This window comes from Algoriphagus winogradskyi, from assembly GCF_900182815.1.
In the GTDB taxonomy this organism is placed as follows: Bacteria; Bacteroidota; Bacteroidia; order Cytophagales; family Cyclobacteriaceae; genus Algoriphagus; species Algoriphagus winogradskyi.
Window position 1 is genome coordinate 855,707 of record NZ_FXUA01000002.1, and the last position, 26,385, is coordinate 882,091.

A 26,385-nucleotide genomic window follows, 5' to 3' on the forward strand; every position below is an offset into this window, starting at 1 on the left:
AGGTTATTGGGATGGTTAAAATTTGTATTCATTCATGTTTGATCTATTTCCAAGATGGATTTATGGTCTTTAATTGAAAGGAGATTTAATTTTTGACTCGATAAAACTGCTGATTTCCTTGTGTTCCGTTTTTTCAGTAAAACCAAAAACACATATAGCTTCTGTGCCCGTGTATGCACGCTTGTCCTCATCTCTTCCAAAACTGAAAATCACCATATTTTCTCCCTGTCTCCATCCTTCATCACCTGCCGTAATTGGTCCTACGTCACGAACACCGGAATAGAATACTTGCTTGTCCTTTGGGTCGCTGTCTGCTAAGTAGAAAAATGGAGAGGGGAATTTATTTCCAAATTCAGGTTCTAAGTAGCCTAGACCTCCTGATTTGATTTCTCGGTGTACGCCATCTTTTAACACGTAATAGTCTTTCTCCACAGAAGCTTCTTGCTCTCCCCCAACTGGCCCTTCAAATAAAAATGCATACTTATCATCAGCTCTGATGATTTTGATTGCTGCATGAGAAGGGAAAAAATGATACTCCAGTTCATAGGAAGGATTGGAGCTTCTCATAATCAGGTGATCACCAGAAAGGCTGTCTTCAAAAGCTATTTTCTTTCCATTTTTATCCACCCACCAAGAGGTGGAGTTGCTTTTACGCTGTGGATGATTAAAGTTTCCCTCGCCGAAATTTGGCCAGCCTCGGTATTCATGTTTACCGCCTGCATTGGAGGACTTGTTGTATCCTCGATCGGCATCATTGCCTATCCAGTCGTTTCCTGCCTGATCAAAAGCACTACTAAAACCTGTTTTTCCTTCGGTCTCACCATTCTCAAAATACCAAGTGCCACCTGCAGCGGCGATTTTCCAACACATGTTGTCGAAATGGCGAACTTTAGTCACCAGCACCGTATGTGGGAATGGAGAATAAGGACTACCTGCATCTGGTTCTAGGTTTTCAGAAGTAGGCGAACCTGCCACCTCGATAATCATCCTTCTGTAGGCGTATAAATTAGGCTCACCATCGTCATAGACTTCCAAGATTACATGAATAGATCTTCCGGAGGCATTCGCAGGAATATGGACAGTAGCTTTGGAAGAAGTGCTATTCTGAATTTCCACTGACTCTTTATACGTACTTGGCTCAGCATAGAAAGACCATTTGTAGTTCAAAGCATCTCCGTCAGGATCACTCGAGCCTTCAGCACTCAATGTGATTTTTTCTCCTGAAGAAGCGGACATCCTCAGCACCTTTCGAGATTTATCTTCATTGAGTATGGCTGTGGGATGGTGGTTAGCATCTTCATATTTGCTGCTAATACTCCAGTCCATCCGTGCCGCAAAATCATTGTTATATCCTTTGTTCCATTTTTTGATGGCCTCAGCTTTTTCATCTGTATTTCCAAACATCAAGTAAGGGTCATATTGTGTTTCTCCGTCTTCCTGAATTTTAGGAACCTCTGACATACTTCGTATCCCAGCTTTTTTGGTGAAACTGAAACGACCTCCCCAGCCACCTTGATCAATCTGCTCAGGATCATTGAGTCCATTGGGATAGACATGCATGAATGCAGGTGTGTCTCCTTCCATTGCCCATTGTGTATCTGGATATACCCGTCCAAGCGGTCCATGTCCTTGGATGTGTTCAGCGGCGTATTCTTTTGGAGGTTGCCAGCCATATACTCCAGTTGCTCGGATATAGAAAACATCCGGGAAGTTTTTGGCAATCCAAGCACCAGCATCGTCTTGCCCTAAGACATCATACAATCTGAGCTTTGACAAAAACTTCTTCAATTCTGCTGGGCTACGGGTTTCTCTTACTTTCCAAATCGCTTGAGCAATGGTATTCATTCCGCCCCATCCCATTACCCAAAGAGGCCGTGGATCATTCTTGTCTGCTGCTGCTATGATGAGTTCAGATCCTGGGCTGTCCTTTCCTGTACCTACGTCGCTCATACCATAGCCATCTTGTCCCATTACAGCGATGGATTTAAGGTATTCAGGTGTTGGGAAACCAGCAGCATGGACTGTAAGGTTTGGATAAGCTTCTTCATAAGCATCCAAAATCACATCTAACATAGCTGTGTTGTCCTGCGTTTTTTTCCAGCATCCTGTAGCTACAATTAATCCTTCAATGTCAAATTCATTTGAAGCGACCAGCTGACGAACTAAAGATTGCTCGTCATCTGGATCAGCTCCTAGGTCGGTGGTATTGATTATTCTAGGTTTGTATGAATTACTTTCTTTTTCCTGTTGTTCGGCCCTAGTTTTATGGGGAGAATAAAAAAGTAGTGCAACTATTGCCACACAGAAAATCAATTGGTTAGGCTTCATGTAAAATAGGTTTGGGTTAATTGTTAATTGACTTCAGATCGATAGTGGTTTTTTACTGTGTCCAGCTCTCACTGCTTTTAAATTTCAATAGGTTTAATAGTTAGGCATTTTGATGTGTGACACATCTAAGGATTCACTTTGACAATTATCCTTTTATAGCGCGTTAGGGCAGGGGCCCCTTGGTCAGTCACTGCCAGAATAATGTGCAATTCTCCAAATTTTCCAGGCTTAGGAACTATGAAGAATGCATTAGCTGTATCTGCATTTTCTATCTTCAATGGAGTAGCAGTTCGCCCACTCGCTAGTGTATAGTCTCCAGGTTCACCATAGTGAAACCAGTGGTAGTTTAAACCGTCCCCATCTGGATCGCTGCTCTCATCGGCACTGAGTTCAATTCTATCTCCAACTTTGGCTAAAATGAATTCTGGAGTTTTCAATTTGACTACTGGTGGATGATTGGCATCCTTGTAATCTTTGATTGTCCAGTCCATTCTAGCTTCGAAATCATTTTGGTAGGCCACTCTCCAGCGCCAGATTGTTGCTTTATTCGTCGTATGCCAATTTCCATCTGCACCGTACACTTCATCCATGGCATCTGTCCAAAGTGGACGTGTTTCCGGCTCAGAAAACCAACTTTCTGTTCTAGGTTGGTAAAATTCATATCGACCTCCCCAGTTTCCGTAATCTGGTCGCTCCGGATTTTCCATGCCGGTATGAATCAAATGCATAAAACTCGGGGAATCTCCCTCCATGAGGAATTCCATGTGGGGGTATTCGGCTCCCAAGGGACCTTTGCTGCGGATATGCTCGTCCAGCCAAGGATTGTCCACGATCTCAAAGTTTCCCCCGGCAAACCTGCCGTGGAATTTGTCTCCGCTTATGCCTGACCAAGTTGCGAAATGATAAGCTCCCAGTGCGTGGATCCCAGGACTTGCTATATAAAAAAGGTTCGGGAAAGTCTTTCTCAGCCAAGGGCCGCTATTGTCTTGGTCGGATATCGTGTAGACACGGAGTTTCGCTACAAATTTTGCGAGGTCTTCAGAACTTCTGGTTTCTTTGATTTTCCATAGTGCTTGGGCAAGACAATTCGGTCCTCCCCAAACAAGAACCCAAACAGGTCGGTCATCCTCCTTATCCACAGTCCTGATGATTAGTTCAGACCCATCGGAGTCCATTCCTTTCCCAACAGCTTCCATCCCATATTTTGGGATGCCTTCTTTCACGATTGTTCTTAGGTAGTCAGCGGTGGGATAGCCTTGCTCATGCTTTTCTAAGTTGTCTCGCACTTTGCTGTAAGCATCCAAGATTTCAAGTATTCTCCAGGTTGCAATCTCATTTTGCTGATGTATGGAAGTGGTGGCCACAAGTCCTTCTACATCCCATTGATTGGAGTATGTAAGAAAGCGAACCAAGGACATCGCATCGTCAGGTTCATTTTCTATATCTGTCAGGACGATGATTCGTTCTTTTTCTGTGCTGCTTTGGGCAAATAGATCGACCTGTCCGTGGAGTAGAATTCCGACTAAAATCGTCCAATATCTAAAATACTTCTTCATTATTTGATGGGTTTGATGCTTTGATGAGGCTTAGTTTGATGTTAGAATGAGGATTGCGTCCTCCCAACCAGTTGGTGGCGTGATTATTCGAGATTCACCAGTTTGGAATGATTCAGCCGTACTTTCACGCCCTTCCATCGGATCAAACCAATTTGCTTCAGCGTCTTTATCTAGGATGTTTTTAACAGTTGCCTCTGAATTGTCAGAGAAATAGACCAGAATTTTCTTGCCGGAAGAGAGTCTGACCGCTGCTTTTAGGCTTTCGTTGTCACTTTCAGTTCCTTGGAGGATGCTTTGGTCAGGAATCCATTCAGACCACTTATTTTCGATAAGTAAGTTTTTTGCCAGCTGCGCAAACTGAACTGCTCCAGGGAAATTCAAAGCTCGTTCCCAGGTAAAGCCACAATTGTAGTTCCCTTCAGTACCGCGCATTGCCCAAATAGGGCCTGCTCCATAAGTGTGGCCAGCTCCTCCAGCAAAAAATGTATGGTATACTTGTCGACGCAAACGGAGAGGAGTAATATATCCGCACTCTTGACCGTAAGCTCCAAATTCGTAGGAACCCTCCAGGAATAGACTTGGCTTCTTAGGATTGTCCAGATTGTATTCCCTTGCCATAGTTGGATATACTTCATTGACCTGTGTCCATACTTCCACCCCATTGGCTGTGATCCACGCATCTTCATGAAACCAAGTAGATGAGTTGTCACTTGGGTCTCCATCAGGGTGATAAGTGAAAAAAACATCCTTCCATGCTTGATCAGCTTTGTTCCATTGAACTGTTTTGCCAGTGACCCCATTGGCTATCCCTTCTGCCATTGCCCGGAAAATGGAACGTCTGTCCACATTTTTTTCTGAGATCGTATCTGAAACTGCAAAATATTTTCCTTTCGCATCTCCACCCAGAACCCACAGTATGTGAGGTTCTGTCTTATATCTTTTTCCTAAAAAAACACCGTATTCTTTAGCCTCCTGCGCTGTAAACTCTTGATGAGCACCGCTAAATTGATCTGTGATATAGGCACGTCCCCAGTTTGGGAGGAGGGCTACATACATATTTCTTTTTTTGATCCCCTCGATGATATAGTCTACATGATCCCAATAATCGTTTGGTGAGTCAGGAGATCCCCCAGACACAACTAGCGGTTTCGCAGTGTTGGGGTTGTCTTCTCCACCGGTGAATGGACGGTGACCATAAGCATTTGCAGCATTATGCGGACCATTTTTTAATCCACCTCCGTGAGGATACCAGAACGCCACAGATTGGATGACATTGAAGCCGAGTTGCTGTCGGTTATCAAGGTATCGATCTACTTCTTCGCGAGTTAATTGCTGAAACATACCCCATCCAGTATCAGCCATCCAAAGAAATGGCGTGCCGTCTTTGTGTTCTATATAGTGACCGTTTCCTGCAACCTGGAGTTTGCCATGGCTATCCCATGGTGCTTGGGCAAAAATATTTACCGAAAATAGAAGTAGGACTAGCGTAAAAATCAACTGTCTTTTCATGGTTATTTAGGTTTGGGTTATTAGTTAAAAAGGAAAATATCTCTGAGCCGAATTGGCTTTTAATTGGATCTCTAGGGTCTCTTCTTTCTTCATTTTACTTTAATAATCACTCGTCTATACCTAGTTAAAGCTGGGCTACCATTGTCCGTGACTTCACAGATCACATGGATCGTTTGTCCCGGTTTTGCATCTTTTGGTACTGTTAGTTTTGCGTCTTGCTCATTTGACTGATTGATTGACACCTCTCCTTTGTAAGTTCCTGGATCTTGATACTGCCACCAGCTGTAGTTAAGTTTATCTCCGTCTGGATCGTATGATCCCGCTGCACTAAGTTTTACACTTGATCCTGCTTTTAGAAGCAAGTCTTCACTGTGAGCCAGCTTAACTATAGGCTCATGATTGGCTTCATCATAGGACTTGATAGTCCAGTCTGCACGTGCTGCAAAATCATTTTGCATCGCAGCAGTCCATCGCCAGAGTGGTTCCAGATAGTCTGTGAGTTGTTGATCGTTGGGGATTTCTTCTTTGAGTCGTTCTCTTCCCCATGCTGAGTTTCCATACCATCTGCCTTCAGGGTAAGTATAAGAGGAATCCAACACGGGGTCTAGCCAAGTATTTTCTCGGACTTTCACATATCTACCACCCCATCCGCCATAGTCTGGAGATTCCATGCTGCGCAAGCCTGTAGGTATGGTGTGTAAAAAAGCTGGAGAATCTCCCTCAGATCTAAAATCTCCCTTGTAAAATCCCTTGTCACCTTCTTCATGGGCAGGGTACATTGACAAAAGTGGGCCGTGTGCTTCCAGGATATTTTCATTCATCCAATCTGCAGCAAGGTATTTCTGCTCTGCCTCTGGCAAATACTTTTTCCAATGATAGAAAATGGCAATAAACTGATCTGAGATAATCGTGGGAATATTGTATTTACCCCAGACAGGGCGAATGTATTTCTGAAAAGTATCGTCTTGTTCCCAGATAAAATAAAATCGGATTTTACTGGCTACGGCATCCATTTTTTCTGGATGATCTTCCTCTATAGTTTTCAATGCTCGAGCAATAGTATTTGTCCCACCCCAAGCCTGTATCCAGATTGGTCTTGCGTCAGATTCATCCAACAATTCTTTTACAATATGCTGAGAGCCGTCTGTGATTTTTTCCATTTCGCCTTCTGTCTCTACATTGCCTAGAAAGGTCTTAGATCTGAGAAATTCTGCTGTGGGATAATCTTTATCATGCTTGAGTAAATTGGGTTGTACTTTGGCGTAAGCATCCAAGTAGCGTACAGCCCAGTCATCTCCAGCCCATTTGTGTCCATGCCAGTGGTATTGGGAACTTGAAGTTATGATCCCCTCAATATCCCATTCGTTGGCATAAAGGAGAAAGCGAACCAAAGAGCACTCATCATCTATTTCCCCATCACTTGTTACGATGACACGTGGTTTTTCTGTCTTTTCCTGAGCAATAAGATCAGAACCTAAACTGCTGATTAGAATAGCTAGGAGTATGGATTTAGGAAAATGGATAAGTAGGTTCATGGCTGTTATGTTTCACATTTAAGCTGCTGGTACATTAGCTTTTAAGGTTTCACAGTTACTATTACACGGGTATATCGCGTCAGTGCTGGACTACCGTTATCAGTCACTGCACAGATTAAATGGATGGTTCCAGTTCCTTGCGGTACTTTAAAAGAAGATTGCGCTTGATCAGCGTCTGTCAGTCTTACCTGCTCGCCTGCATTTGCAAGAGTGCTTGGCTCGGTATGAACATACCAATGGTAGCTAAGTTTATCTCCGTCTGGATCTTTGCTGCCAGCTACACTTAGTTTGATGGTGTCACCAGGTTTGGCACTCTGATTCAGCTTGCTTTTAGTGTGGACGATTGGAGGATGATTTGCTTCAGCATAGGACTTTACGCTCCAGTCTGCCCGAGAGGCAAAGTCATTCTGCATCGCATCAGACCAGCGCCACATAGGTTTGAAATAAGTGCTGCGCTGTGCTGCAGTAGACTTGGAATCTTCACGTAAACTTGCTCTTCCCCAGCCATTGCTTCCATACCACCTACCTCCTGGATACTCATAGCCAGAGACTGGTACTGAATCCAACCAAGTATTGTCACGGACTTTTACAAATCTCCCTCCCCAACCTCCAAAGTTTGGTGATTCCAAACTTCTCAGGCCTGTTGGAATGGTATGTAAAAACGCTGGGGAATCACCTTCAGAGCGGAAGTCACCGTTTTCCATAGCGGGATAAAGTGCAGCTAAAGCACCGTGGTTTTCAAGAATATTGGCTTTCATCCATGGACCCTCAAAATATGGAATCATTTCTGAAGGTTGCACCTGAGCCCATCGATAGGCAATCGCCTCAAACTGATCCGCGATGATGGTCGGAATATTATATTTACCCCATTTCGGACGAATATATTCCTGATAAGTCACATCCTGCTCCCAGATCAGATACAGACGCATCTTGTTGGCTACATATTCCATTTTGTCAGGATGGTTTTCTTCGATGCTTTTCAAAGCTCTGGCTAGTGTATTCGTCCCGCCCCAAGCTTGAATCCAAATAGGACGATCATCTGTTTCATCCAACAAAACTTTCACTATAAGCTCTGACCCGGGTGTGATTTCAGTCATTTCACCTTCGGTTTTCACGTTGCCTAGGAGCGTTCTTTCGCGTAAAAATTCAGGGGTCGGAAAATCTGGATCATGCTTTACCAGGTTTGGATAATCCTTGGCGTAGGCATCCAAATAAGGATCAATCCAATTATCTCCGGGCCAATTGTGGTCATGCGCATGATATTGTGAACTGGAGGTAATTATGCCTTCTACATCCCATTCATTCACATAAAACAGGAAACGGACGATAGAACATTGATCATCTATTTCTCCATCACTGGTAACCAAAACACGAGTTTTCTCAAATTTCTTTTTTTGAGCCATTCCTTCAGAAAAACCAAGTAGGAGTAAGGCAATAAGTAGAAAAGGTATTTTGGCTAGGTATTTCATGGGGATTTCAGGTTTGGGAGTTTTTTTTGCCAATTATTTTTTTCCATCCCTCATAATAGCCAGCTACTTTCTCAGAGTTTTTTCCAGGTAAAGTGCTAGTAGAGCTTTGATTAAAGGATTTAAGCTGGTCTATACTATCATAGACTTTGGAGTTTAGGCCTGCCAAATAAGCGGCACCCAAAGCTGAGACATCGGCAATCGCGATATTGGTTACTTTGCGCTGAAGTATGTCAGCTAGGAACTGCACCACAAACTTGTTTGAAGTAATCCCTCCATCTATTTTTAGCTCTGTTAGTGGTGTCCCGGAATCGGCTTCCATGGCGACGATCACATCTTTGATCTGGTAAGGAACAGATTCCACAGCTGCGCGGATTACATGGTTTTTGGATGTTTCGAAAGACAATCCTTCAATGGTTGCTTTGCGATTCATGTCCCAATGAGGTGCTCCCAATCCCGAGAAGGCCGGAACGATATAGACGCCTCCATTGTCGGAAAGGGAAAGGCATATTTGCTCCAGATCTGATGCGTTTTCAAAGAGACCCAGTTGATTTTTGATCCATTCTATCGTGGCACCGGCAGAGACTATTATTCCCTCCAGCGCATAATCCACTCGATTTTCTGTGCTCCAGCATATCGTAGTGACCATTCCATTCTGAGAAGTTTTTGGTTCCTTTCCAATATTCATCAGAATTGAACTGCCCGTTCCCAGCGTGGCTTTGGCACTGCCTGGTTCAAAACATCCTTCCCCAAATGCAGCGGCATGAGAGTCCCCAATCATCGACGAAATGCTGATTTGATGATCCAATAGACCTTCCAAATTGGTGGTGCCAAAGTGAAAAGAAGAGGGCTTTAATTCTGGTAAATTCAGTTTGGATAAACCGAAATCAGACAATAGCTCCTGATGCCAACAAAGCTCCTTCAGATTGAAAAATAATGTTCTGGATGCATTGGTATAATCAGTCAGGTAAGATTGACCTTTGGTTAATTTATAAAGCAACCAAGTGTCAATCGTTCCAAAATATGCTTCTCCTTTATCGATTGCTTCTTTGATTTTAGGCTCATTTTCATAGAGCCAGATTACTTTGGTTCCCGAGAAATAAGGGTCAATGATCAATCCGGTTTTCTCGTTGATTTTTGGTTCCAAACCTTCTTTTTCCAATCTTTCACAGATGGCTACCGAACGCTTGCACTGCCATACAATGGCATTATAGAGTGGTTTGCCTGTTTTGTCCCAAAGCACAAAAGTCTCCCGCTGATTGGAAATACCACAGGCTTTAATTTTGCTCAAATCTCCTTTTTTGGATACGAAGCCACCCAGACATTTACCCACTGAGGTTAATATGTTTTGGTAAATCTCCTCAGGATCTTGCTCCACACGGTTTCCTTCTAAGTAGTGGGTTTTGAGAAGTTCTGTCTCCTTGTGCACAGCATTACCCTGCTCATCGAAGATGATGGTTTTGGTACTGCTGGTTCCTTGATCTATTGCTAATATGAAAGACATGTTTCTAATTTCTGTTGTTAAATCGTTTCATAATCTGACCTATATGGACGATTACTCACTCTTTTGATTCGACTTGTCGATAATGACAGCTAGTAGGATCACCATCCCTTTGATTACCTGCTGCCAAAAAGGAGAGACATTCATGAGAATCAAACCATTGTTCAGCACTCCTATAATGATCGCGCCGAGGACTGTTCCCCAGATTGTTCCTCTTCCTCCGGAAAGTGAAGTACCACCAATCACCACTGCTGCAATTGCATCCAATTCATAACTTATTCCGGCATTTGGCTGGGCGGAATCCAGTCGAGCTGTTACCAGCACCCCACCAACGGCTGCAAGCAATCCAGCAATAGAATACACCCAGATTTTGACTTTGTTAATCGGAATTCCAGAGAGTCGGGAAGCATTTTCATTTCCTCCTATGGCGTAGATGTATCTTCCAAATCGGGTTTTGCTAGTAAGGATAACTGCTGTGATTACCACTATGCCTGAGATCCATACCGGCATAGGTATTCCTAAGAACCATCCCGTCCCTAAGAAACCGAAACTATCTCCCAGTCCTGTGATGGGATGGCCTTTTGTCCAGAGCATAGTGAATCCACGGGCCATGGTAAGCATGGCTAGCGTAGCGACAAAAGGAGGAACTTTGAATTTGGTGACGGCATACCCATTAACAAATCCTAAGCCTCCGCCGATTAAAAATCCGGCTACTATTGCACCTAATACAGTGAATCCAATAAACAGATTTAATGAGGGTATGCTGAGTCCATTTTTCAATAAACCTGCCGTCACTGCTCCGCAAAATGCCAAGATAGAACCTACAGAAAGGTCAATCCCGGCAGTTAAAACAACCAGAGTCATTCCCACCGAGATGCACACGTTTACAGAGATTTGGCGCATGACATTCCAAAAATTGTCCGTAGTCATGAAATTGTCTGTCAGCAATGCCAAAGCCAAGCATAAGACGAATAATGCGATAAGGGACTGAAACTGGGCTATGTTAAAGTTTTTCTTCAAAGAGATCATTGATTCATGTTTTCGGGGATGCAGGCATTCATTATGTTAGTTTCGGTGGCTTCTTCACTCGAAAACTCGGCGGTGATTTCACCTTCAGACATGACTAATATTCTGTCTGAAATAGCCAGTATTTCGGGGATTTCAGAAGAAATAACTAGAATGGAAATACCAGAAGCGCTTAGTCGAGCGATAAGCTCATAGATTTCATTTTTGGCATTTATATCTATTCCACGCGTAGGTTCGTCCAGCATGAGCACGGTGGGGTTTCGCTCTATCCACTTACCTAATATTACTTTTTGCTGATTTCCGCCACTCAGATTTTTGATTGCTTGATCTTCGTTGTGAACTTTGATTTTCAGGGAAGCGACATGTTTGTCATAGAGTTTGGTATGTAGGGCATCGCTCAGAAATCCGAATTTGCTGACCTTCTCGATCACGGTAAGGCTTAGGTTTTTTGAAACTGACATTCCTGCTACAATCCCATCTTTTTTACGGTCTTCAGGTACCAGAGCCATTCCCGCATCTATTGCTTCAATGGGACTTTTGAAGCCTGTTTTATGGCCGTTGAGTAGGATAGATCCTGTCAATTTGCGGTGATTAAGCCCAAAGAGACTTTCGCAGAGCTCTGTTCTTCCTGCTCCCATCAATCCATAAACTCCCAGGACTTCTCCTTTGCATAAATCGAAACTAATATCTTTTAGTAAAGGACGTTGTGGATTTTCAGGATTGAGTAAACCAAGGTTTTTGACTTCTAAGACTTTCTCTTCTGTACAGTTTTTGGTGGATTTTTTGACCACTTTCACTTCACGCCCTGCCATCATATTGATGAGTTGAGCACGGGAAATTTCTGATACTCCCCCTTGACCGACCACTTTCCCATCCCGCAGCACTACAAAATCATCTGCTAAGGCAAAAAGCTCATCCAGTTTGTGCGAGATATAGACAATGGCTTTACCCTCCGCTTTTAGCTTATTGATGATTTCGAAGAGAACTTCCACTTCGCTTTCTCCGATAGCTGAAGTGGGCTCGTCCATAAAAACTACCTCAGATTCTGTAAGTAGGGCTTTGGCGATTTCTACGATTTGCTGTTGGCCAACTTTCAATGTACCTACCAAGGCTGTTGGTTCTACTTCCAGTTTGAGTCTGGTAAGTAAAGCTTTAGTCTTGTTGATCATTTTCTCGCGCTCCAAAAAGCCAAATGCATTGACCAACTCTCTTCCCAAGAAGATGTTTTGAGCTACTGTCAGGTAAGGAATCAGATTTAACTCTTGGTGAATAATTCCAATTCCCATTTCCTGAGCGTCCTTAGGTCTGGAGAATTTAATTTCTTGGCCTTTAAAGAGCATTTGTCCCTCAAAATCAGTGTAAATACCTGACATGATTTTCAAAAGGGTAGATTTTCCTGCGCCGTTTTCACCGATTAATGCGGTTACTTTTCCTCCTTCCAGACTGAGATTGACATTACTGAGGGCAGTAACTCCAGAGAACTTTTTGGTTATTTCTTTTACTTCCAGTAGTGCCGTCATGCTAGGAGGAGATTTGGAGAGTAAATGGAATAACCTCGAGTTGGTCTAGATTCAAATGAACTTTGTTGAGTTCAATAGCTCCTTCAAATTTCACTGAATCTCCCTCTTTTACTTTGGATCTGAAGCTTGGTATTACTTCTTGGCGAATCCTGTCATTCAGTGCCTCAGAGATGCTGTTGAAATCCGCAGTGTCTTCGTAATCGTTGATTTTGACCAATCCTGAAGCATCACGGAGGGCATTTCCAAAAATGAATTCCGTTTCAATTTCTATGATAGAACTGCCTACTTGAAGCAGCACATTGTTTTCATTTACAGCGCTGACTATGCCTTCTCCTTTCACGCGGAAATAGCCAATATTGCCTATTCCTAAGGCATGACTATTTTTCTCAAATGTGCTGTTTACGTCCTGATTGAAACTGTCAATTAGTTGCGATATATCAGTGCAATCTTGGTAAGCCTTTGAGAGATCCTGATTCCAGATGCCGTCAACATAGGCTTTCGCATTGAAAACCGTTTGCTGATTTTCTGCCAGTTTTTGGTCTAGAGGCTGGATATAGATTGAATTATAACCCACAAGAGCTAATGCAACTACTCCAATGCCATATTTTATAGCTTTATTATTCATCGCTTCCGTAGGCTTCGTACTCATGTACATTTTCTTGATTGACCATTTCTACAGTCACAGGGACTTTTTGTGCGAAATCCCGTTTGCCATTGAAGTACTCCAATGCATAATTGGCGGCTGTTCTAGCGATTAGCTTTGGGAATTGCATTCCGGTAGCAAGGATTTTTTTCTGCTCTATGGAGGTGATCACATCGCTTGCTCCGTCAAAGCCAAAAACCATGACTTGCTCTGCCTTTCCTGCAGCCACCAAAGCTTGGTAAGCTCCCATGGCCATGCCGTCATTGCCACAAAAGACTCCCTTGATATCTGGATGTACCTGTAAAATAGATTCCATTACTTCCATGGCTTTGTTTCTGTCAAAGTCAGCATTTTGCTGAGCGACCATCTGCAGCTCAGGATAGTTATCGACTACAGAGTGAAATCCTTTCGAGCGACTCCAGGTATTATTGTCTCCGACTAAGCCCAAGATTTCTACGTACTTTCCACTTTTATTCAGCTTCTCAACGAAGTATTTGCCTATAGCTACGCATCCCGCATAGCTGTCTGAGAGGATTTGACTGGTTGCTGCGTCCGTAGCGTTGATCTCACGATCCATGCAGAAAACAGGGATTTCAGCTTTTTTGGCAATTCTCACATTTGCGATCGAGCCATCCGCATCTGTGGGATTGAATAGTATAGCGTCGTAGCCTGAAGAGATCGCGTTTTCGAAATGATCTGTCTCCAGTGCGGTATTATTTTGGGAATCAAAAATAGTAGCCTCAAATCCTAGCTCTATGGCATGGTTGGCAGCAGTCTCTGCCAGCACTACAAACCATGGGTTATTGAGTGAGGATACGATTACGGCCACTTTTTTAGGCTGATCCTGCTTTTCAGACTTTTGCTTTTGGCAGCTGAATAATATAGCGGTGAAGAGGAGCAGGCATACAATTTTTATGGGTTTGAAATAGGTCATTTTGGGTGGGTTATTGTTATTTCAAAAGTGTTTCGGCCTGCGCCAAAATACCATCTCGGGATATGCCGTAGTGCTTGAAGATTTCTCCCTGAGAACCTGTTACGGTGTATTCATCTGGTATTCCGATGATATGGAATCGGTTTCTGGCTCCTTTTTGGAAAAGGTATGAAGCGCAGGCTTCGCCCAATCCTCCGTTTACCATGTGTTCTTCCACTGTGATAATTGGTTTGCCTTCAGCAGCCAATTCATCCAAAAGTGCTGTGTCTAATGGCTTGATTGTATGCATGCTTATTACTCTGGCAGAGACTCCATGCTTTTCTTCCAAAGCTTTTGCAGCCTGCCAAGCAGGGTAAACCGTCTCACCGTTTGCGATGATGGTGATATTATTTCCTTTTCTGAGAATCCTACCTTTTCCAAATTCAAAATCTTGGTTTTCTTCAGATAATAAAGGCATGGGTTTTTTACCAAACCGGAGATAAATTGGTTGATCTAGCTTCGCGGCCAAAAGCACAGCTTGTTCCGTTTCGAAATTGTCAGCCGGTGCGACGATGATCATATTATTGATCGCTCTCAGCACGGCGAAATCATGCAGACTGTGGTGAGTGGTTCCAAGTGCCCCGTAGCTTACTCCCGCACTGATTCCTACCAGTTTGACTGGGTTGTCGGAATAGGCTACGTCGTTTTTGATTTGTTCCAAAGCCCGTGCAGTAAGAAAGCAAGCAGGAGAAATGGCAAATGTTTTCTTTCCTGCAGATGCTAAGCCCGCGGATACTCCCACTAGATTTTGCTCTGCTATCCCAACTTCTACAATCTGCTCCGGGAATTTTTGACCGAAGGGAACGAGTTTTCCTGAACCTCGGGAGTCACTTGTCACCACAATGATCGATTTATCTATGGCGGCTAATGATTCCAATGTATCAGCGAAAACCTCCTGATTTGCGCTTCCCATTTTCAGGTCTGTCTCTATTATTTTATCTAATTCCATGATTCGTTAGATTAATGCTTCAGCCGCGTCTAATTCTGATAATGCTAAGTCGTACTGCTCTGGGCTTGGCACACCATGGTGCCATTTTAGTACGCGTTCCATGTAGCTGATTCCTTTACCTTTAATGGTATGGGCAATTATGAAATTGGGCTTACCAACTTCGAAAGGACCGGAATTTAACGCCTCCTCCAGTTCAGCTAGGTTATGTCCGTCTACTTCCCGTACTGACCAACCGAAAGCTTCCAATTTGTCCCGGAGGGAATCTGTATTCATCACCTCTTGATTGGACCCGGTAATCTGCTGCTTGTTGTTGTCCAGAATTGCGTATAAATTATCCAGCTTGTAATGGGAAGCGGATAGAAATGCTTCCCAGTTTGAGCCCTCAGGCAATTCCCCATCTCCTAAAAGCGTAAATATTCTATGCGTTTTTTTATCCAGTTTAGCTGCTATTGCTTCTCCCACACAAATAGGTAATCCATGACCCAATGCTCCGGTATTTTGCTCTACACCATTCACCTTTTTGGTTGGATGGCCGATGTAGTGGGATTGGTATTGACAAAGAGTTTCCAGATCAGATTCTGGAAAAAAACCGCGATCCGCCAAGGTCACAAAAAGGGCTTCTACACAATGACCTTTACTTTGTATGTAGCGATCACGATCTGGGTTTTTGAAATTGCTTGGATCTACATTTAGCACTCTGTTATAGAGTACATTGAGGATGTCCACACATGACAGGCTTCCTCCTGTATGACCAGCTTTTGCTTTATAAATGTACTTGAGAAGGTTTTTTCTCAGAAATACAGACTTCAGTTTCAAATCTTTATCTGTCATGTTCGGTTCTTATTAATTAGCAGTATGTGCTAAACTGGTTTTCATTAGTATGAAAAGTTTGGTCTCAATTGAAGGAAGTATTCTTAGATAGTAAACTAGCCTCCGTGATGGTATACTTCCCATCCCATATAGTTTTCAAATGCTTCCTTAAGTGCGTCGGATGTATGTGACGCATTCATTACTACGTGATGTTCAAATCCATTTTTGCAGATGTGCTTCATCAAACCTTGGAGGTTAGGGATTTTGGCCACTGCTCGGTTTCCGAATGTTTTCAATTCATCATCAGTTAATACCCCATCACCAACATAAGCTTTCATGATTCCTCTGGTATCGTCCGTGCTGATTCTACCAAAAGTCAATGGGGAGGCAGGCGTGCGTCCATCCAAAGCGCCGTATGTGTTTTCCACTCCTACAGTAGTTCCTAGGATAGGGGCATTGCTGATTTCAATGTCCGGGAGGAATGATTTTGCCCAGTTTCCACAGTGGAAAAGCACACATTTTTCATCATCATCTGCGTAGTTATTGTTCCAATCCACTAATGCACTCGGGGAGCCAGAAGCCAATTGCATGGCATACATACTGAGTGTTCCTGTGACATCTACCTCGCAGGCGCTAGGAATCATTCCCTCGCTAAACATGCTGGAGCTGGTGCAGACATTACATCCAAAATTTTGCTGCAAAGAAGTCCAACACTGAATAGCATTTGCATCCAGTTGATTTTCTGTCATGAAATCATTCAGTACAACATCCAGCTTGGCCATTTGAATTAGAGATTCGCTAGGAGTTTTACCTGTGGAAGCGTAGTTGTGGATTTTCTCCAAATGATCTTTTACGCGTTGATCAGATTTGTCCAGTTTATTGGCATAACCTAGTATCTCAGACAGGTCGCAGGTAACTACAGAGATGCCATTTTTCTGAAGGATTTTTTCGCTGTATCGTACAGTATTAAAGGCAGTTGGTCTTGCTCCAATTGCTCCGATACGCACATTTTTCATTCCTTTTACTACACGGCAGACACCCAGAAACTGCTTTAGATCCGCTAAAAACGAAGGATCGGTAGGATGGACGACATGCTTGGTAGTGATTGAATATTTGATGCCGTATTGATAAAGGTTGTTACAAACGGAAATCTTGCCACACCAAGAATCTCGGCGATTTGCTACATTAAGCTTATTAAGTTCATCTGGGTAGCCTTGGATAAGTACGGGTACTTTCAAGTCTGCTAGGTGTAAGGTATCGGCAATTCCTCTTTCATCTCCGAAATTTGGAAGAACCACCAAAACCCCAGCTATAGCATCTTTATGTTTCTTGAATAGGTCTGCGCATTTTCTTGCATCAGTATAGGTTTCTACTCCACCAAGTTTTGTGTCTGTCTCATCCAGGATAATTGTTTGAATTCCTTGTTCACCCAGCATTTTAAGAACTTCTATCCGTGCCTCTGTCACAAGTTTATCCGGAAAAAAGTCTCGGTTCCCAATGATTACCCCTAAAGTTATATTTTGCTTTTTCATTACGTGTGATATAGCTGACTAGTGCTTATTTAGATGTGTCTTCTGCGATGATTAATTGGATGTCGTGTTCCTTAAAAACTTCCTTATGTTTATTTTCTACCCCCTCATCTGTAATGATATAATCTATTAGAGAAAGCGCTCCCAGACTAGCAAAGGCACTTTTTCCGATTTTGGAAGAGTCTGCTACTAGATAAGTAGTGTCTGCCGCATCAATCATTGCTTTTTTGACAACTAGGTCACTAAGACTAGGATAGGTAAGCCCTGATTTCAGTGATATTCCGGCAGTTGCTAGAAAGAGTTTTTGGACATTCAGCCCTTTAAAGAAATCTGCTGCCTTTTGTCCTGTCAGTGAGAGGGTAGGTGCTTTGAATTCTCCACCTGTCATGATGATATCAATATTTGGATTAGCGCCTAGCATAAGTGCAATATTCAGAGCGTTGGTGATAACTGTGAGCCCTTTGATGTTTACAATTTTTTTAGCGATTTCCGTGGTAGTAGAACCAGAGTCTAGAATAATGGTGTCGCCCGGTTGGATGAATTCAAGGCATTTTTCTGCGATGATTTCTTTTTCCTTTAGATTGTCTTGATGTACCAAAGAGAAGTTACGGACCTTATTTTCCACATCTTTTAGATGTACGCCGCCATGTTCCCGATTTACCAATCCATTTTTCTCTAGTTTTTCCAGGTCCTGTCGAATGGTAACTTCAGTTACTTTAAAGATCCTAGCCAGATCAATGACCTTAGCGGATCCATCTTCTTTAAGCAGTTCTAGTATCTTTTCTTTTCTTTGTTTAGGGAGCATGGAATTTTTGTTTCTTGGTGAAAAACAAAAGTAACCTATTTCGAAAACTTAAGCTTTTCATTTTGTTTGCTTTCGCAAAATATTCTTAAACCTATATCTGATCTAAATTTCGAGTTGTAATTGTGAACAGAATGGAAGTTTGTGACTTAGGAAATTGTTAGTGCCATTCAAAAAGAGGGGAGCCCTCCTGCTATCAGCAGAGTTCTCCCTTCTAACCCTCTAGGCCAATCTATTTATTGTTCATCAGTATGTTTAGTGATTCACGCAGACTTTTACTTTATCATTTGACTCTCTGGTGAACCCAATAGCTATATTGCTAATCTCACAATATCGAAAGTATATGAAATAAATAATAAGTGTTTGAAGCTGTTTCTAGGGTAAATCTAGCTAATAATAAAAATAAACAAAGGATTTGCTGATAAAAATTTACGTTTATTTTCTTTTTATTCTTCGTTTACTTTCTTTTTGATACATTTGAGTGTCAATTAGCAGGTATATAGCATCAATCACTTGGTTATTTGTTAGTATGGTATCTTCAGTTTCAAAACTTCACGAATGTTACGTATGAATAGAAATATAATTAGTGGGATGGAATTGGTTGTAATGATTGCTTTTTTAACATTGCTCAGCTGTAATACTGCTGAAAACGAGCGTCATAAACCCAGAGTGTTGATCAGCTCAGATATAGGAGGGACAGATCCTGATGACTTCCAATCGATGATACACTTATTGATGTATGCTGATCAATTCGAAATTGAAGGTTTGGTTTCTTCTCCTTTTGGTGATGGGAGTAAAAAGGATTTTCTGGATATCATTGAGCATTATGAAAGCGATTACAATCAACTTCTGAAGCACGCTCCAGAACTGCCTTCCCCTAATTCACTTCGGAATATCACCAAGCAAGGCGAGAAAAATGCTGCACCATTCAAAGGGTTTGCTACTGCTACAGAAGGATCGGAATGGATTATTCAATGCGCTAAAAAAGAAAGTGATCAACCGCTATGGGTACTTGTGTGGGGTGGCATTGAAGATCTCGCACAGGCACTCCACGATGCACCGGAGATCAAAGACAATATTCGAGTCTATTGGATAGGAGGGCCCAATAAAAAATGGAGCATCAATTCCTATTCTTATATCGCTGAGCATCATCCGGATTTGTGGATGATTGAGGCAAATGCAACTTATAGAGGTTGGTTTATGGATGAAGATTCTCCAAAAGATGTGAAAGGTGATGCTTATTATGACAATTACATACAGGGCAGAGGTGCTATGGGGAAGGATTTTATCAAGTATTATGATGGTCGGATCAAAATGGGGGATACTCCATCACTTGCGTACCTAGTTAGCGGCGATCCAAATGACCCTATGGGTGAAAGCTGGGGAGGTAGTTTTGAGAAAATCGATCACAGCTCACGAAATATTTTTATAGATGGAAGTACTGTGGAAGATACGGTAGCTGCTTATGGAACTATTGAATGGAGGTTTACTGGCCCAGAATTGAGTGTTTCAGAAGATTCGGTGGTATTTGAACTGGAAGTGCAAAATCAAATCTGGCCAGGCTATTACTTAGGCGAAGGTATGTATGGGGTAAAGTATAGCTCCAAAAAACCAGAAAAAGGAACCTACAAAACCCGAAGTGCAATTGCTGGATTAGATGGCTTGGAAGGCGGTTATGTAAGTACGGATCCTTGGCCAGGAAAGGCTTCGCCAGATGATTATCAGCTAGGAAATAATTGGTATAGTGACAAACTAGATCCGGCTCTCTTTATAAAGGATCAACAGGGAGCTAAAACCATCTCAAAACATAGGAGAGAGTTTTTATTGGATTGGGCGGAAAGATGGAAATGGCTTGAAAAGTAAGTGTGCCTAACTCAAATTCAAAGAAATAACAATAAGCCCCTCTTTATGAAAAGAATCAAGTTAATCGTAGTGATAAGCATTCTTGCTATCACTTCGGCATTTTCTCAGCAGTTAGCATTCCCCACAGCAGAAGGATATGGGAAGTTCTCTAAAGGTGGTCGTGGAGGTGTAGTGTTTGAAGTCACCAACCTTAACGATAGTGGAGAGGGAAGCTTGCGAGCTGCTGTGGAAGCATCGGAACCTCGAACTGTTGTATTTCGGGTATCAGGAACTATAGAACTCGAAAGTGCTTTACGGATCAAGAATCCATATATCACCATTGCTGGTCAAACAGCTCCCGGAGATGGTATTTGTATCAAAAAAAATCCATTGGTAATCGAAGCAGATCATGTGATTGTAAGGTATCTGAGAGTTAGACTGGGAAATGAATCCGGCGATGATGCTGATGCGGTTTCAGGCAGATATAATAAGCACCTTATTTTGGATCATATTTCGGCCAGCTGGAGTGTTGATGAAACCATGTCAATTTATCATAATGATAGTATTACGGTGCAATGGAGTATTATTTCCGAAAGCATGCATGACTCAAATCATGTAAAAGGAGCACATGGTTTCGGCGGTATATGGGGATCGAACTTTGGTAGCTATCACCATAATTTACTAGCGCATCATGGAAGTCGAAATCCGAGAATGGCGTCAGGTTCTGGATATACTGATTATAGAAATAATGTGGTTTATAACTGGGGGTATAACAGCACCTATGGTGGAGAAAACAAACAAGGCACGGATCCTCGATTTACCTTTTCGATTATCAATATGGTAGCCAACTACTATAAGCCTGGGCCTGCGACACAGGCGGGTGAAAATTCTCACAGGCTGGCAAATCCATCCATGCGTAACGATGTCAGTGATTTTGGTAAATGGTTTATTGCTGATAATGTGATGATTGGTAGTGATCGCGTCACGGCTGACAATTGGGATGGTGGGGTGCAGCCTCAAGGAGGTAAATCAAATATTCAATATGTCAGACTTGAAAAACCTTGGGAATCAATGCCTATCAATCAGCAGTCCGCTGAAGAAGCATTTGACTTAGTACTTGCAAATGCTGGGGCTACTTTGCCTAAGCGGGATGCGGTGGATACCCGAATAGTCAATGAAACGAAAGGCGGTTTTACCACCTATGAAGGAGGTACATATAGAAAGAGAATCACTTTGGCAGATACTTCAAAAAAATCAGGAATTATAGATACTCAGGAGGATGTAGGTGGCTGGCCTGAATTAAAGAGTTTGCCTGCACTCACAGATTCAGATCACGATGGAATGCCGGATGAATGGGAAAAGAAAAATGGACTTGATCCATCTGATTCAAGTGATCGAAATATAATTCAAGACGGTTATACTATGCTAGAAAAGTATCTCAATTCCATTATGTAATTATCCGCAATGATGCCAGTTGCCTTAGATTCTTTGCTTATCTGGTCGGAAGACCGATGTGACCTCAATTATAATTTTGAACAAATTCCAGATTGCTTTTCCCCCTTTACTGGTAGAAAAGCGGATATACATTATGTAATATTATCAGAAGAAAATAAACTGGAAATCAATTTCATTTAATTCTCGCAGATGAGGATTTCCAAAGTCACCCAAGTCTCACAATTAAAAACAATCATGAAAATAAAATTCTTATCCCTTATACTAACCTTAGTGGTCATTAGCTCAGTGCTTTTGGCGCAACAGGTACCTACAGGTGATACTCCCAAGCCCCGTATAGTAATTTTAACTGATGTGTCTACCTGGGAGACAGATGATAGCGAATCGTTGGTAAGGTTATTAGTGCATGCCGACCTCTTCGAAATCGAAAGTATTATTTACACTACGGGTTGGAGTTTGGATAAAACGCGGGAGGACTTTTTCCAGCTGATTCATGATGCCATTGATGCCTACGAAAAGGACCTCCCAAACCTGATGAAGCGATCTGGGCAAAAGGGCTTTGCTGCAGATGAATCCCATCAAAATATTGGTTATTGGCCAAGTCCTTCGTACTTAAGAAGTATCACAGTTTTTGGCAGTAAAAACCGCGGGAAGGAGTTTCTCGGGAAAGACAATGATTCACCTGGAAGTGAGTTGATCATCGAACTTGCAGATGAAAAGGATGAGCGTCCCTTGTGGATTACTGTATGGGGAGGAGGAAATACTATCGCACAGTCTATATGGAAAGTAAAGCAAGAACGATCTGAATCTGAACTCAAAGAATTCCTCCATAAAATTCCTATTTATACTATTACTGATCAAGACCGGGACCAGAAAACTCCCTATGACATCAGCTCTCATCAGTGGATGCGTGGTGAGTTTGAAGAGGATTTACTGTTTATCTGGGACGAGTCCGCTTGGAGATACCAGAATGGTACAGGGAAGAAAAACTGGGAAGAATATGCTGCTCATATACAAAGCCATGGAAACCTAGGTAAGGTATATCCAAAATATAAGTATGGAGTCGAAGGTGATACTCCTGCCTTCCTACACTTGATGCCAAATGGGTTAAATGACCCAATGGTTCCTTCACAGGTTGGTTGGGGTGGATATTTTGAGTTTGGGTTGACTGAGGATAGCGTAACTTCTTCTTTCCGAAATTATAAGGCTCCTGAGTCCGAAGTGTCAAGAACCTATGAAAGTTATTTCTATCCTGCCACTTTTAACAATTTTGCAGCCCGAATGGACTGGGCAAATGAAGGGAGAGGCAACCGCAATCCAATAGTTGTAATCAACAAAAATCCAGGTATTGGCATCCTCAAAGTCAAAGCTAAAAAACGTCAAAATGTTATACTAGACGCCTCAAAGTCCTATGATCTAGAAGAAGATGAGCTTAGCTACAAATGGTGGATTATTCCAGAGGCTGGTACGTATAGGGGGGAAGTAGTCATTCCGAATAATGATTCTGACTCAATAAAATTCACCCTACCTCCAGATTCTTCAGGTAAAACTATTCATGTCATTTGCGAAGTAACCGACAATGGTTCGCCAAATCTGACAAGTTATCGAAGAATTATCATTGAAGTGAAATAGATAGAACAGGTGAATTTCAATAAACTAATAGTGTCTGTAGGATTCCTATTTGGGATTAATTCAGCCAGCCTGGCTCAATATCGCGTGATCGTCTCTTCTGATTTCCCACCAATTCCGGTGACCAATAGTGACCCGGATGATGTGCAGTCTATGATAAGATTTTTACTCTATACCAACGAGCTGGAGGTTGAAGCACTGATCGCATCTGCAGGGACTTTCGAAATGGTGGCAGACAAGCAAACTATTTTAGAAGTACTGGATAAGTACGATCTAGTCGATGAGAACCTGAGAAAGCATGATCCTAAATTCCCGACTGCAGACTACCTGAAATCTGTCACATTCGAAGGGAGAGGCAACCGTCAGAACATTCCGATCAAGTGGGGATGTGAAAAACAGCCTTGGAATGAGATAATAGGGCCGGGGAAAGACAGCGAAGCTTCAAGTGCGATTATTGAAACAGTAGACAAGCCTGACCCTAGACCCGTTTATATTGGAGTATGGGGTGGCGCAAGGGAAGTTGCCCAAGCTATCTGGAAAGTCCAAAACACTAGAAGTCCCGAGGAGTTGGAGGCCTTTTTAGGCAAAATGAGAATATTCCTAATTGCATGTCAGGATGCCAGCCATGGATGGTTGATGGATAATTTCCCCCAGCTGCATATTATAGAATCCAAGAAAACCTACCAGGGTATGTTCAAAGTGGGTTCCCAAGAATGGGCGGAAGAAAACGTAATCAATAACCATGGACCACTTGGAGCTATTTATCCACCAAAAGCAATGGCCGGAGCTGGTGTTATAGAGGGGGATAGTCCCGCATTTCTCTATTTGCTAAGCGCAGCTCGAGGAATAAATGACCCTGAAGACCCTACTCAAGAAAGTTGGGGCGGACAATATGTAAGAGTAGAAGGCACCAATCATTATATAGACGGACTTGGGCCTGATTCAATTTCTAAATGGAAAGTTGATTTTCAATTAGATTTTCAAATACGAGCTGATTGGATGATTTATTAAATGCACTGTATCACAATACCAATAGGGTAAAACTTGGCAGAAATAAAATGCAAGAACCAATTTCTAAGCCCAATTGGACATCAACTCGCAGCTTTCATTTCTCATTACATGAACTAGAGGGCTTGGGTCGGTAATGTAAACTTGGTAAATTCCTTTTTAAAACAACCAATTTGCTGACTATCACCCATATAAATATTTGAAAATGACTAAACGTAAATACATGAAACTAAGGATGGGGCTACTTTGTAGTGTTCTTCTTGTCTTTGCTGCGCAAGTAAATGCGCAGGAAAAAGCAATGGTCAACACTTCCAAAAGTCCTTTTGCTAAACAGGTTTCAGTGGATATGGATGCCGTTCATTGGACTGGTGGGTTTTGGGGACATTGGGCTGAAGTGAGTAAGGATACCATGGCAATGAACATGTTGCAGGTTTATAAAAATGATACGCTGAGCCATGCCTTTCTTAACTTTGAGATAGCGGCCGGGTATAAGGAAGGAAGACACAGAGGTGCTCCATTTCATGATGGGGATTTTTATAAAACCTTGGAAGCATTAGTTTCAGTGTATGCTACGACCAAAGATCCGAGGTACTATGATGAGCTCGAGCGTATCATAAAGGTAATAGCTTATGCTCAAAGAGCAGATGGATACATCCATACATCCACTATCATCAAGCAGCGAAATAACCCAGAAGATGCTGTTGAGTTTGAGGACCGTATGAATTTCGAGACTTATAATTTGGGTCATTTGATGACTGCCGCCAGTTTACATTACCGCACTACTGGGCAGACTAACTTTCTGGATATAGCAGTAAAAGCGACAGATTTTCTTGTGGAATACCACGAGGATGCAACTGCTGAGCAAGCTCAAAATGCAATTTGTCCCTCACATTATATGGGAGTGGTGGAGATGTACAGAACGACCGGCGACCAGCGATATCTGGACCTCGCGCAGAAAATGATAGATATCCGCGGAATGATCACAGATGGCACCGACCATAACCAAGACCGGATTCCTTTCCGTCAACAGCGAGAAGCAGTAGGTCATGCCGTTCGAGCTAATTACCTCTATGCTGGGGTGGCGGATTTGTATGCAGAGACAGGCGAGGATTCATTGATGATGGCTTTGGAAAGTATATGGCAGGATGTGGTGAGTAAAAAGCTATATATCACCGGTGCAACGGGAGCTTTATACGATGGAGTTTCACCAAATGGTACCACCTACAATCAGCCGATCATTCAGCAGGTGCATCAAGCCTACGGGCAGGCGTATGAACTTCCGAATATTGCAGCTTATAATGAAACCTGTGCTAATATTGGCAATGTCCTTTGGAACCACCGAATGCTGTTGGTAACTGGAGACAGTCGATTTGCAGATATCATGGAGCTGAGTTTATTCAATAGTGTGTTGTCCGGAACAGATCTGACTGGTACTCATTTCAATTATACCAATCCTTTGCGGGTCGATGATGACTTGCCGTTTGAATTTCGCTGGTCCAAGGAGCGGCAACCTTATATCTCCAAATCAAATTGTTGTCCACCCAATGTAGTGAGAACCGTTGCCGAATCTCAGAATTATGCCTATGCATTGTCCAAAAAGGGACTTATAGTGAATATGTATGGAAGCAGTAATTTAAAGACCCAATTGCTGGATGGTTCTGATTTGGAGGTCAAACAGGAGACAGATTATCCCTGGGATGGTACTATAAAGTTAGAAATTAATAAATCTTCAGGTAGTCCATTTGCTATTGATATGCGAATCCCGGCTTGGGCTGAAAATGCTGAGATAAAGATAAATGGTGAAAAAACTACAGAAAAGGCAATAGCAGGAAGCTACTCAAGCCTGACTCGAAACTGGAAAAAAGGGGATGTGATCGAGCTATACCTTCCTATGCCTGTGCGATTGATGGAAGCGAATCCTCTGGTAGAGGAGACAAGGAATCAAGTTGCAGTAATGCGAGGACCAATTGTCTACTGTATCGAGTCACCTGATATTAGTGACGCTAGAATTTTTGACGTGGAACTTCCAGCAGATATACAATTGAAGGCTGTGAAAGAAGCAATTTCAGGTGCACAAATTGCTTTCTTAGAAGGAACAGCCTTGGTGCAAACAGATGAAGATTGGAATGGAGATTTGTATCGCCCGATTGACTCCAATAGAGAGTTAAAAGAGTTGGAGATCAGGCTAGTGCCCTATTTTGCATGGGGCAATAGGGGTAAATCAGAAATGTCTGTTTGGATTCCCCTGAAGAAGTAAGCGCTTGACACAAGAGACCTTTTTCCGCATTTGGGAAGCAGAACTATTGTAGA

Annotated in this window: 19 protein-coding genes; 5 read left to right on the plus strand and 14 right to left on the minus strand. The window is 42.5% G+C overall.

All coding sequences use genetic code 11. The features are described from left to right. Window positions 1-69: 69 nt before the first annotated feature. The 14 genes from QOL76_RS08220 to QOL76_RS08285 all read right to left on the minus strand — a co-directional run bounded on the left by QOL76_RS08220 (window position 70) and on the right by QOL76_RS08285 (window position 18,147). The gene (locus tag QOL76_RS08220; protein WP_283412469.1) at window positions 70-2,328 is read right to left on the minus strand and encodes a DUF1593 domain-containing protein; all 2,259 of its coding nucleotides are present in this window, start codon (window positions 2,326-2,328) and stop codon (window positions 70-72) included. Between the two features lie 125 nt (window positions 2,329-2,453). Then, entirely contained in the window at window positions 2,454-3,884 is a 1,431-nt protein-coding gene (locus QOL76_RS08225) for a DUF1593 domain-containing protein (protein WP_283412470.1), read from the minus strand. Between the two features lie 30 nt (window positions 3,885-3,914). Continuing rightward, window positions 3,915-5,393, minus strand: coding sequence for a glycoside hydrolase family 140 protein (locus QOL76_RS08230; RefSeq protein ID WP_283412471.1), 1,479 nt, complete (start codon window positions 5,391-5,393; stop codon window positions 3,915-3,917). 89 nt (window positions 5,394-5,482) lie between these two features. After that, complete coding sequence (locus QOL76_RS08235; protein WP_283412472.1) at window positions 5,483-6,928, minus strand: nucleoside hydrolase-like domain-containing protein; 1,446 nt, start codon at window positions 6,926-6,928, stop codon at window positions 5,483-5,485. 41 nt (window positions 6,929-6,969) lie between these two features. Further along, window positions 6,970-8,397 (minus strand): DUF1593 domain-containing protein, encoded by a 1,428-nt coding sequence (locus QOL76_RS08240; protein ID WP_283412473.1) that lies wholly within the window; start codon window positions 8,395-8,397, stop codon window positions 6,970-6,972. 7 nt (window positions 8,398-8,404) lie between these two features. Further along, window positions 8,405-9,898, minus strand: coding sequence for an FGGY family carbohydrate kinase (locus tag QOL76_RS08245; protein ID WP_283412474.1), 1,494 nt, complete (start codon window positions 9,896-9,898; stop codon window positions 8,405-8,407). Window positions 9,899-9,949: 51 nt separating this feature from the next. Continuing rightward, window positions 9,950-10,924, minus strand: a complete 975-nt coding sequence (locus tag QOL76_RS08250; protein WP_283412475.1) for an ABC transporter permease — start codon at window positions 10,922-10,924, stop codon at window positions 9,950-9,952. Continuing rightward, complete coding sequence (locus QOL76_RS08255; RefSeq protein ID WP_283412476.1) at window positions 10,921-12,441, minus strand: sugar ABC transporter ATP-binding protein; 1,521 nt, start codon at window positions 12,439-12,441, stop codon at window positions 10,921-10,923. The genes QOL76_RS08250 and QOL76_RS08255 overlap by 4 nt, the downstream gene beginning before the upstream one ends. Before the next feature lies 1 nt (window position 12,442). Beyond that, the gene (locus QOL76_RS08260) at window positions 12,443-13,090 is read right to left on the minus strand and encodes a DUF2291 domain-containing protein (protein WP_283412477.1); all 648 of its coding nucleotides are present in this window, start codon (window positions 13,088-13,090) and stop codon (window positions 12,443-12,445) included. Then, window positions 13,059-14,018 carry a D-ribose ABC transporter substrate-binding protein gene (locus tag QOL76_RS08265; protein ID WP_283412478.1) on the minus strand — a complete coding sequence of 320 codons (960 nt, stop codon included), beginning with the start codon at window positions 14,016-14,018 and terminating at the stop codon, window positions 13,059-13,061. Before QOL76_RS08265 ends, QOL76_RS08260 begins: the two co-directional genes overlap by 32 nt. 16 nt (window positions 14,019-14,034) lie before the next feature. After that, window positions 14,035-15,003, minus strand: coding sequence for a transketolase family protein (locus QOL76_RS08270; RefSeq protein ID WP_283412479.1), 969 nt, complete (start codon window positions 15,001-15,003; stop codon window positions 14,035-14,037). A 6-nt stretch (window positions 15,004-15,009) separates the two neighbouring features. Beyond that, window positions 15,010-15,834, minus strand: a complete 825-nt coding sequence (locus QOL76_RS08275; RefSeq protein ID WP_283412480.1) for a transketolase — start codon at window positions 15,832-15,834, stop codon at window positions 15,010-15,012. 95 nt (window positions 15,835-15,929) lie between these two features. Beyond that, window positions 15,930-17,345, minus strand: coding sequence for an L-fucose/L-arabinose isomerase family protein (locus QOL76_RS08280; RefSeq protein ID WP_283412481.1), 1,416 nt, complete (start codon window positions 17,343-17,345; stop codon window positions 15,930-15,932). A gap of 25 nt (window positions 17,346-17,370) precedes the next feature. Then, on the minus strand, window positions 17,371-18,147 hold the full coding sequence (locus QOL76_RS08285; RefSeq protein WP_111611323.1) for a DeoR/GlpR family DNA-binding transcription regulator: 777 nt from the start codon (window positions 18,145-18,147) through the stop codon (window positions 17,371-17,373). Between the two features lie 564 nt (window positions 18,148-18,711). Between QOL76_RS08285 and QOL76_RS08290 the strand changes: the two genes are divergently transcribed. From QOL76_RS08290 to QOL76_RS08310, 5 genes are all read left to right on the plus strand, one after another. Further along, window positions 18,712-20,007 carry a nucleoside hydrolase-like domain-containing protein gene (locus QOL76_RS08290; protein WP_283412482.1) on the plus strand — a complete coding sequence of 432 codons (1,296 nt, stop codon included), beginning with the start codon at window positions 18,712-18,714 and terminating at the stop codon, window positions 20,005-20,007. Window positions 20,008-20,052: 45 nt separating this feature from the next. Next, window positions 20,053-21,441: a pectate lyase family protein gene (locus tag QOL76_RS08295; protein WP_283412483.1), complete on the plus strand. Its 1,389-nt coding sequence runs from the start codon at window positions 20,053-20,055 to the stop codon at window positions 21,439-21,441. Between the two features lie 234 nt (window positions 21,442-21,675). After that, a complete protein-coding gene (locus QOL76_RS08300) occupies window positions 21,676-23,070 on the plus strand; it encodes a DUF1593 domain-containing protein (RefSeq protein ID WP_283412484.1) in 1,395 nt (464 codons plus the stop codon). Window positions 23,071-23,079: 9 nt separating this feature from the next. Next, window positions 23,080-24,078, plus strand: a complete 999-nt coding sequence (locus QOL76_RS08305) for a DUF1593 domain-containing protein (RefSeq protein WP_283412485.1) — start codon at window positions 23,080-23,082, stop codon at window positions 24,076-24,078. 202 nt (window positions 24,079-24,280) lie between these two features. Further along, window positions 24,281-26,332 carry an aceric acid hydrolase gene (locus QOL76_RS08310; protein WP_283412486.1) on the plus strand — a complete coding sequence of 684 codons (2,052 nt, stop codon included), beginning with the start codon at window positions 24,281-24,283 and terminating at the stop codon, window positions 26,330-26,332. The last annotated feature ends 53 nt before the right edge of the window (window positions 26,333-26,385 follow it).

Bases quoted from the DNA above. Each gene is read 5' to 3' on its own strand.
- QOL76_RS08290 (WP_283412482.1), top strand. From the start codon at position 18,712: ATGAATAGAAATATAATTAGTGGGATGGAATTGGTTGTAATGATTGCT.
- QOL76_RS08225 (WP_283412470.1), bottom strand. From the start codon at position 3,884: ATGAAGAAGTATTTTAGATATTGGACGATTTTAGTCGGAATTCTACTC.
- QOL76_RS08270 (WP_283412479.1), bottom strand. From the start codon at position 15,003: ATGGAATTAGATAAAATAATAGAGACAGACCTGAAAATGGGAAGCGCA.
- QOL76_RS08265 (WP_283412478.1), bottom strand. From the start codon at position 14,018: ATGACCTATTTCAAACCCATAAAAATTGTATGCCTGCTCCTCTTCACC.
- QOL76_RS08295 (WP_283412483.1), top strand. From the start codon at position 20,053: ATGAAAAGAATCAAGTTAATCGTAGTGATAAGCATTCTTGCTATCACT.
- QOL76_RS08250 (WP_283412475.1), bottom strand. From the start codon at position 10,924: ATGATCTCTTTGAAGAAAAACTTTAACATAGCCCAGTTTCAGTCCCTT.
- QOL76_RS08220 (WP_283412469.1), bottom strand. From the start codon at position 2,328: ATGAAGCCTAACCAATTGATTTTCTGTGTGGCAATAGTTGCACTACTT.
- QOL76_RS08240 (WP_283412473.1), bottom strand. From the start codon at position 8,397: ATGAAATACCTAGCCAAAATACCTTTTCTACTTATTGCCTTACTCCTA.
- QOL76_RS08255 (WP_283412476.1), bottom strand. From the start codon at position 12,441: ATGACGGCACTACTGGAAGTAAAAGAAATAACCAAAAAGTTCTCTGGA.
- QOL76_RS08310 (WP_283412486.1), top strand. From the start codon at position 24,281: ATGACTAAACGTAAATACATGAAACTAAGGATGGGGCTACTTTGTAGT.
- QOL76_RS08285 (WP_111611323.1), bottom strand. From the start codon at position 18,147: ATGCTCCCTAAACAAAGAAAAGAAAAGATACTAGAACTGCTTAAAGAA.
- QOL76_RS08275 (WP_283412480.1), bottom strand. From the start codon at position 15,834: ATGACAGATAAAGATTTGAAACTGAAGTCTGTATTTCTGAGAAAAAAC.
- QOL76_RS08230 (WP_283412471.1), bottom strand. From the start codon at position 5,393: ATGAAAAGACAGTTGATTTTTACGCTAGTCCTACTTCTATTTTCGGTA.
- QOL76_RS08280 (WP_283412481.1), bottom strand. From the start codon at position 17,345: ATGAAAAAGCAAAATATAACTTTAGGGGTAATCATTGGGAACCGAGAC.
- QOL76_RS08260 (WP_283412477.1), bottom strand. From the start codon at position 13,090: ATGAGTACGAAGCCTACGGAAGCGATGAATAATAAAGCTATAAAATAT.
- QOL76_RS08245 (WP_283412474.1), bottom strand. From the start codon at position 9,898: ATGTCTTTCATATTAGCAATAGATCAAGGAACCAGCAGTACCAAAACC.
- QOL76_RS08235 (WP_283412472.1), bottom strand. From the start codon at position 6,928: ATGAACCTACTTATCCATTTTCCTAAATCCATACTCCTAGCTATTCTA.
- QOL76_RS08300 (WP_283412484.1), top strand. From the start codon at position 21,676: ATGAAAATAAAATTCTTATCCCTTATACTAACCTTAGTGGTCATTAGC.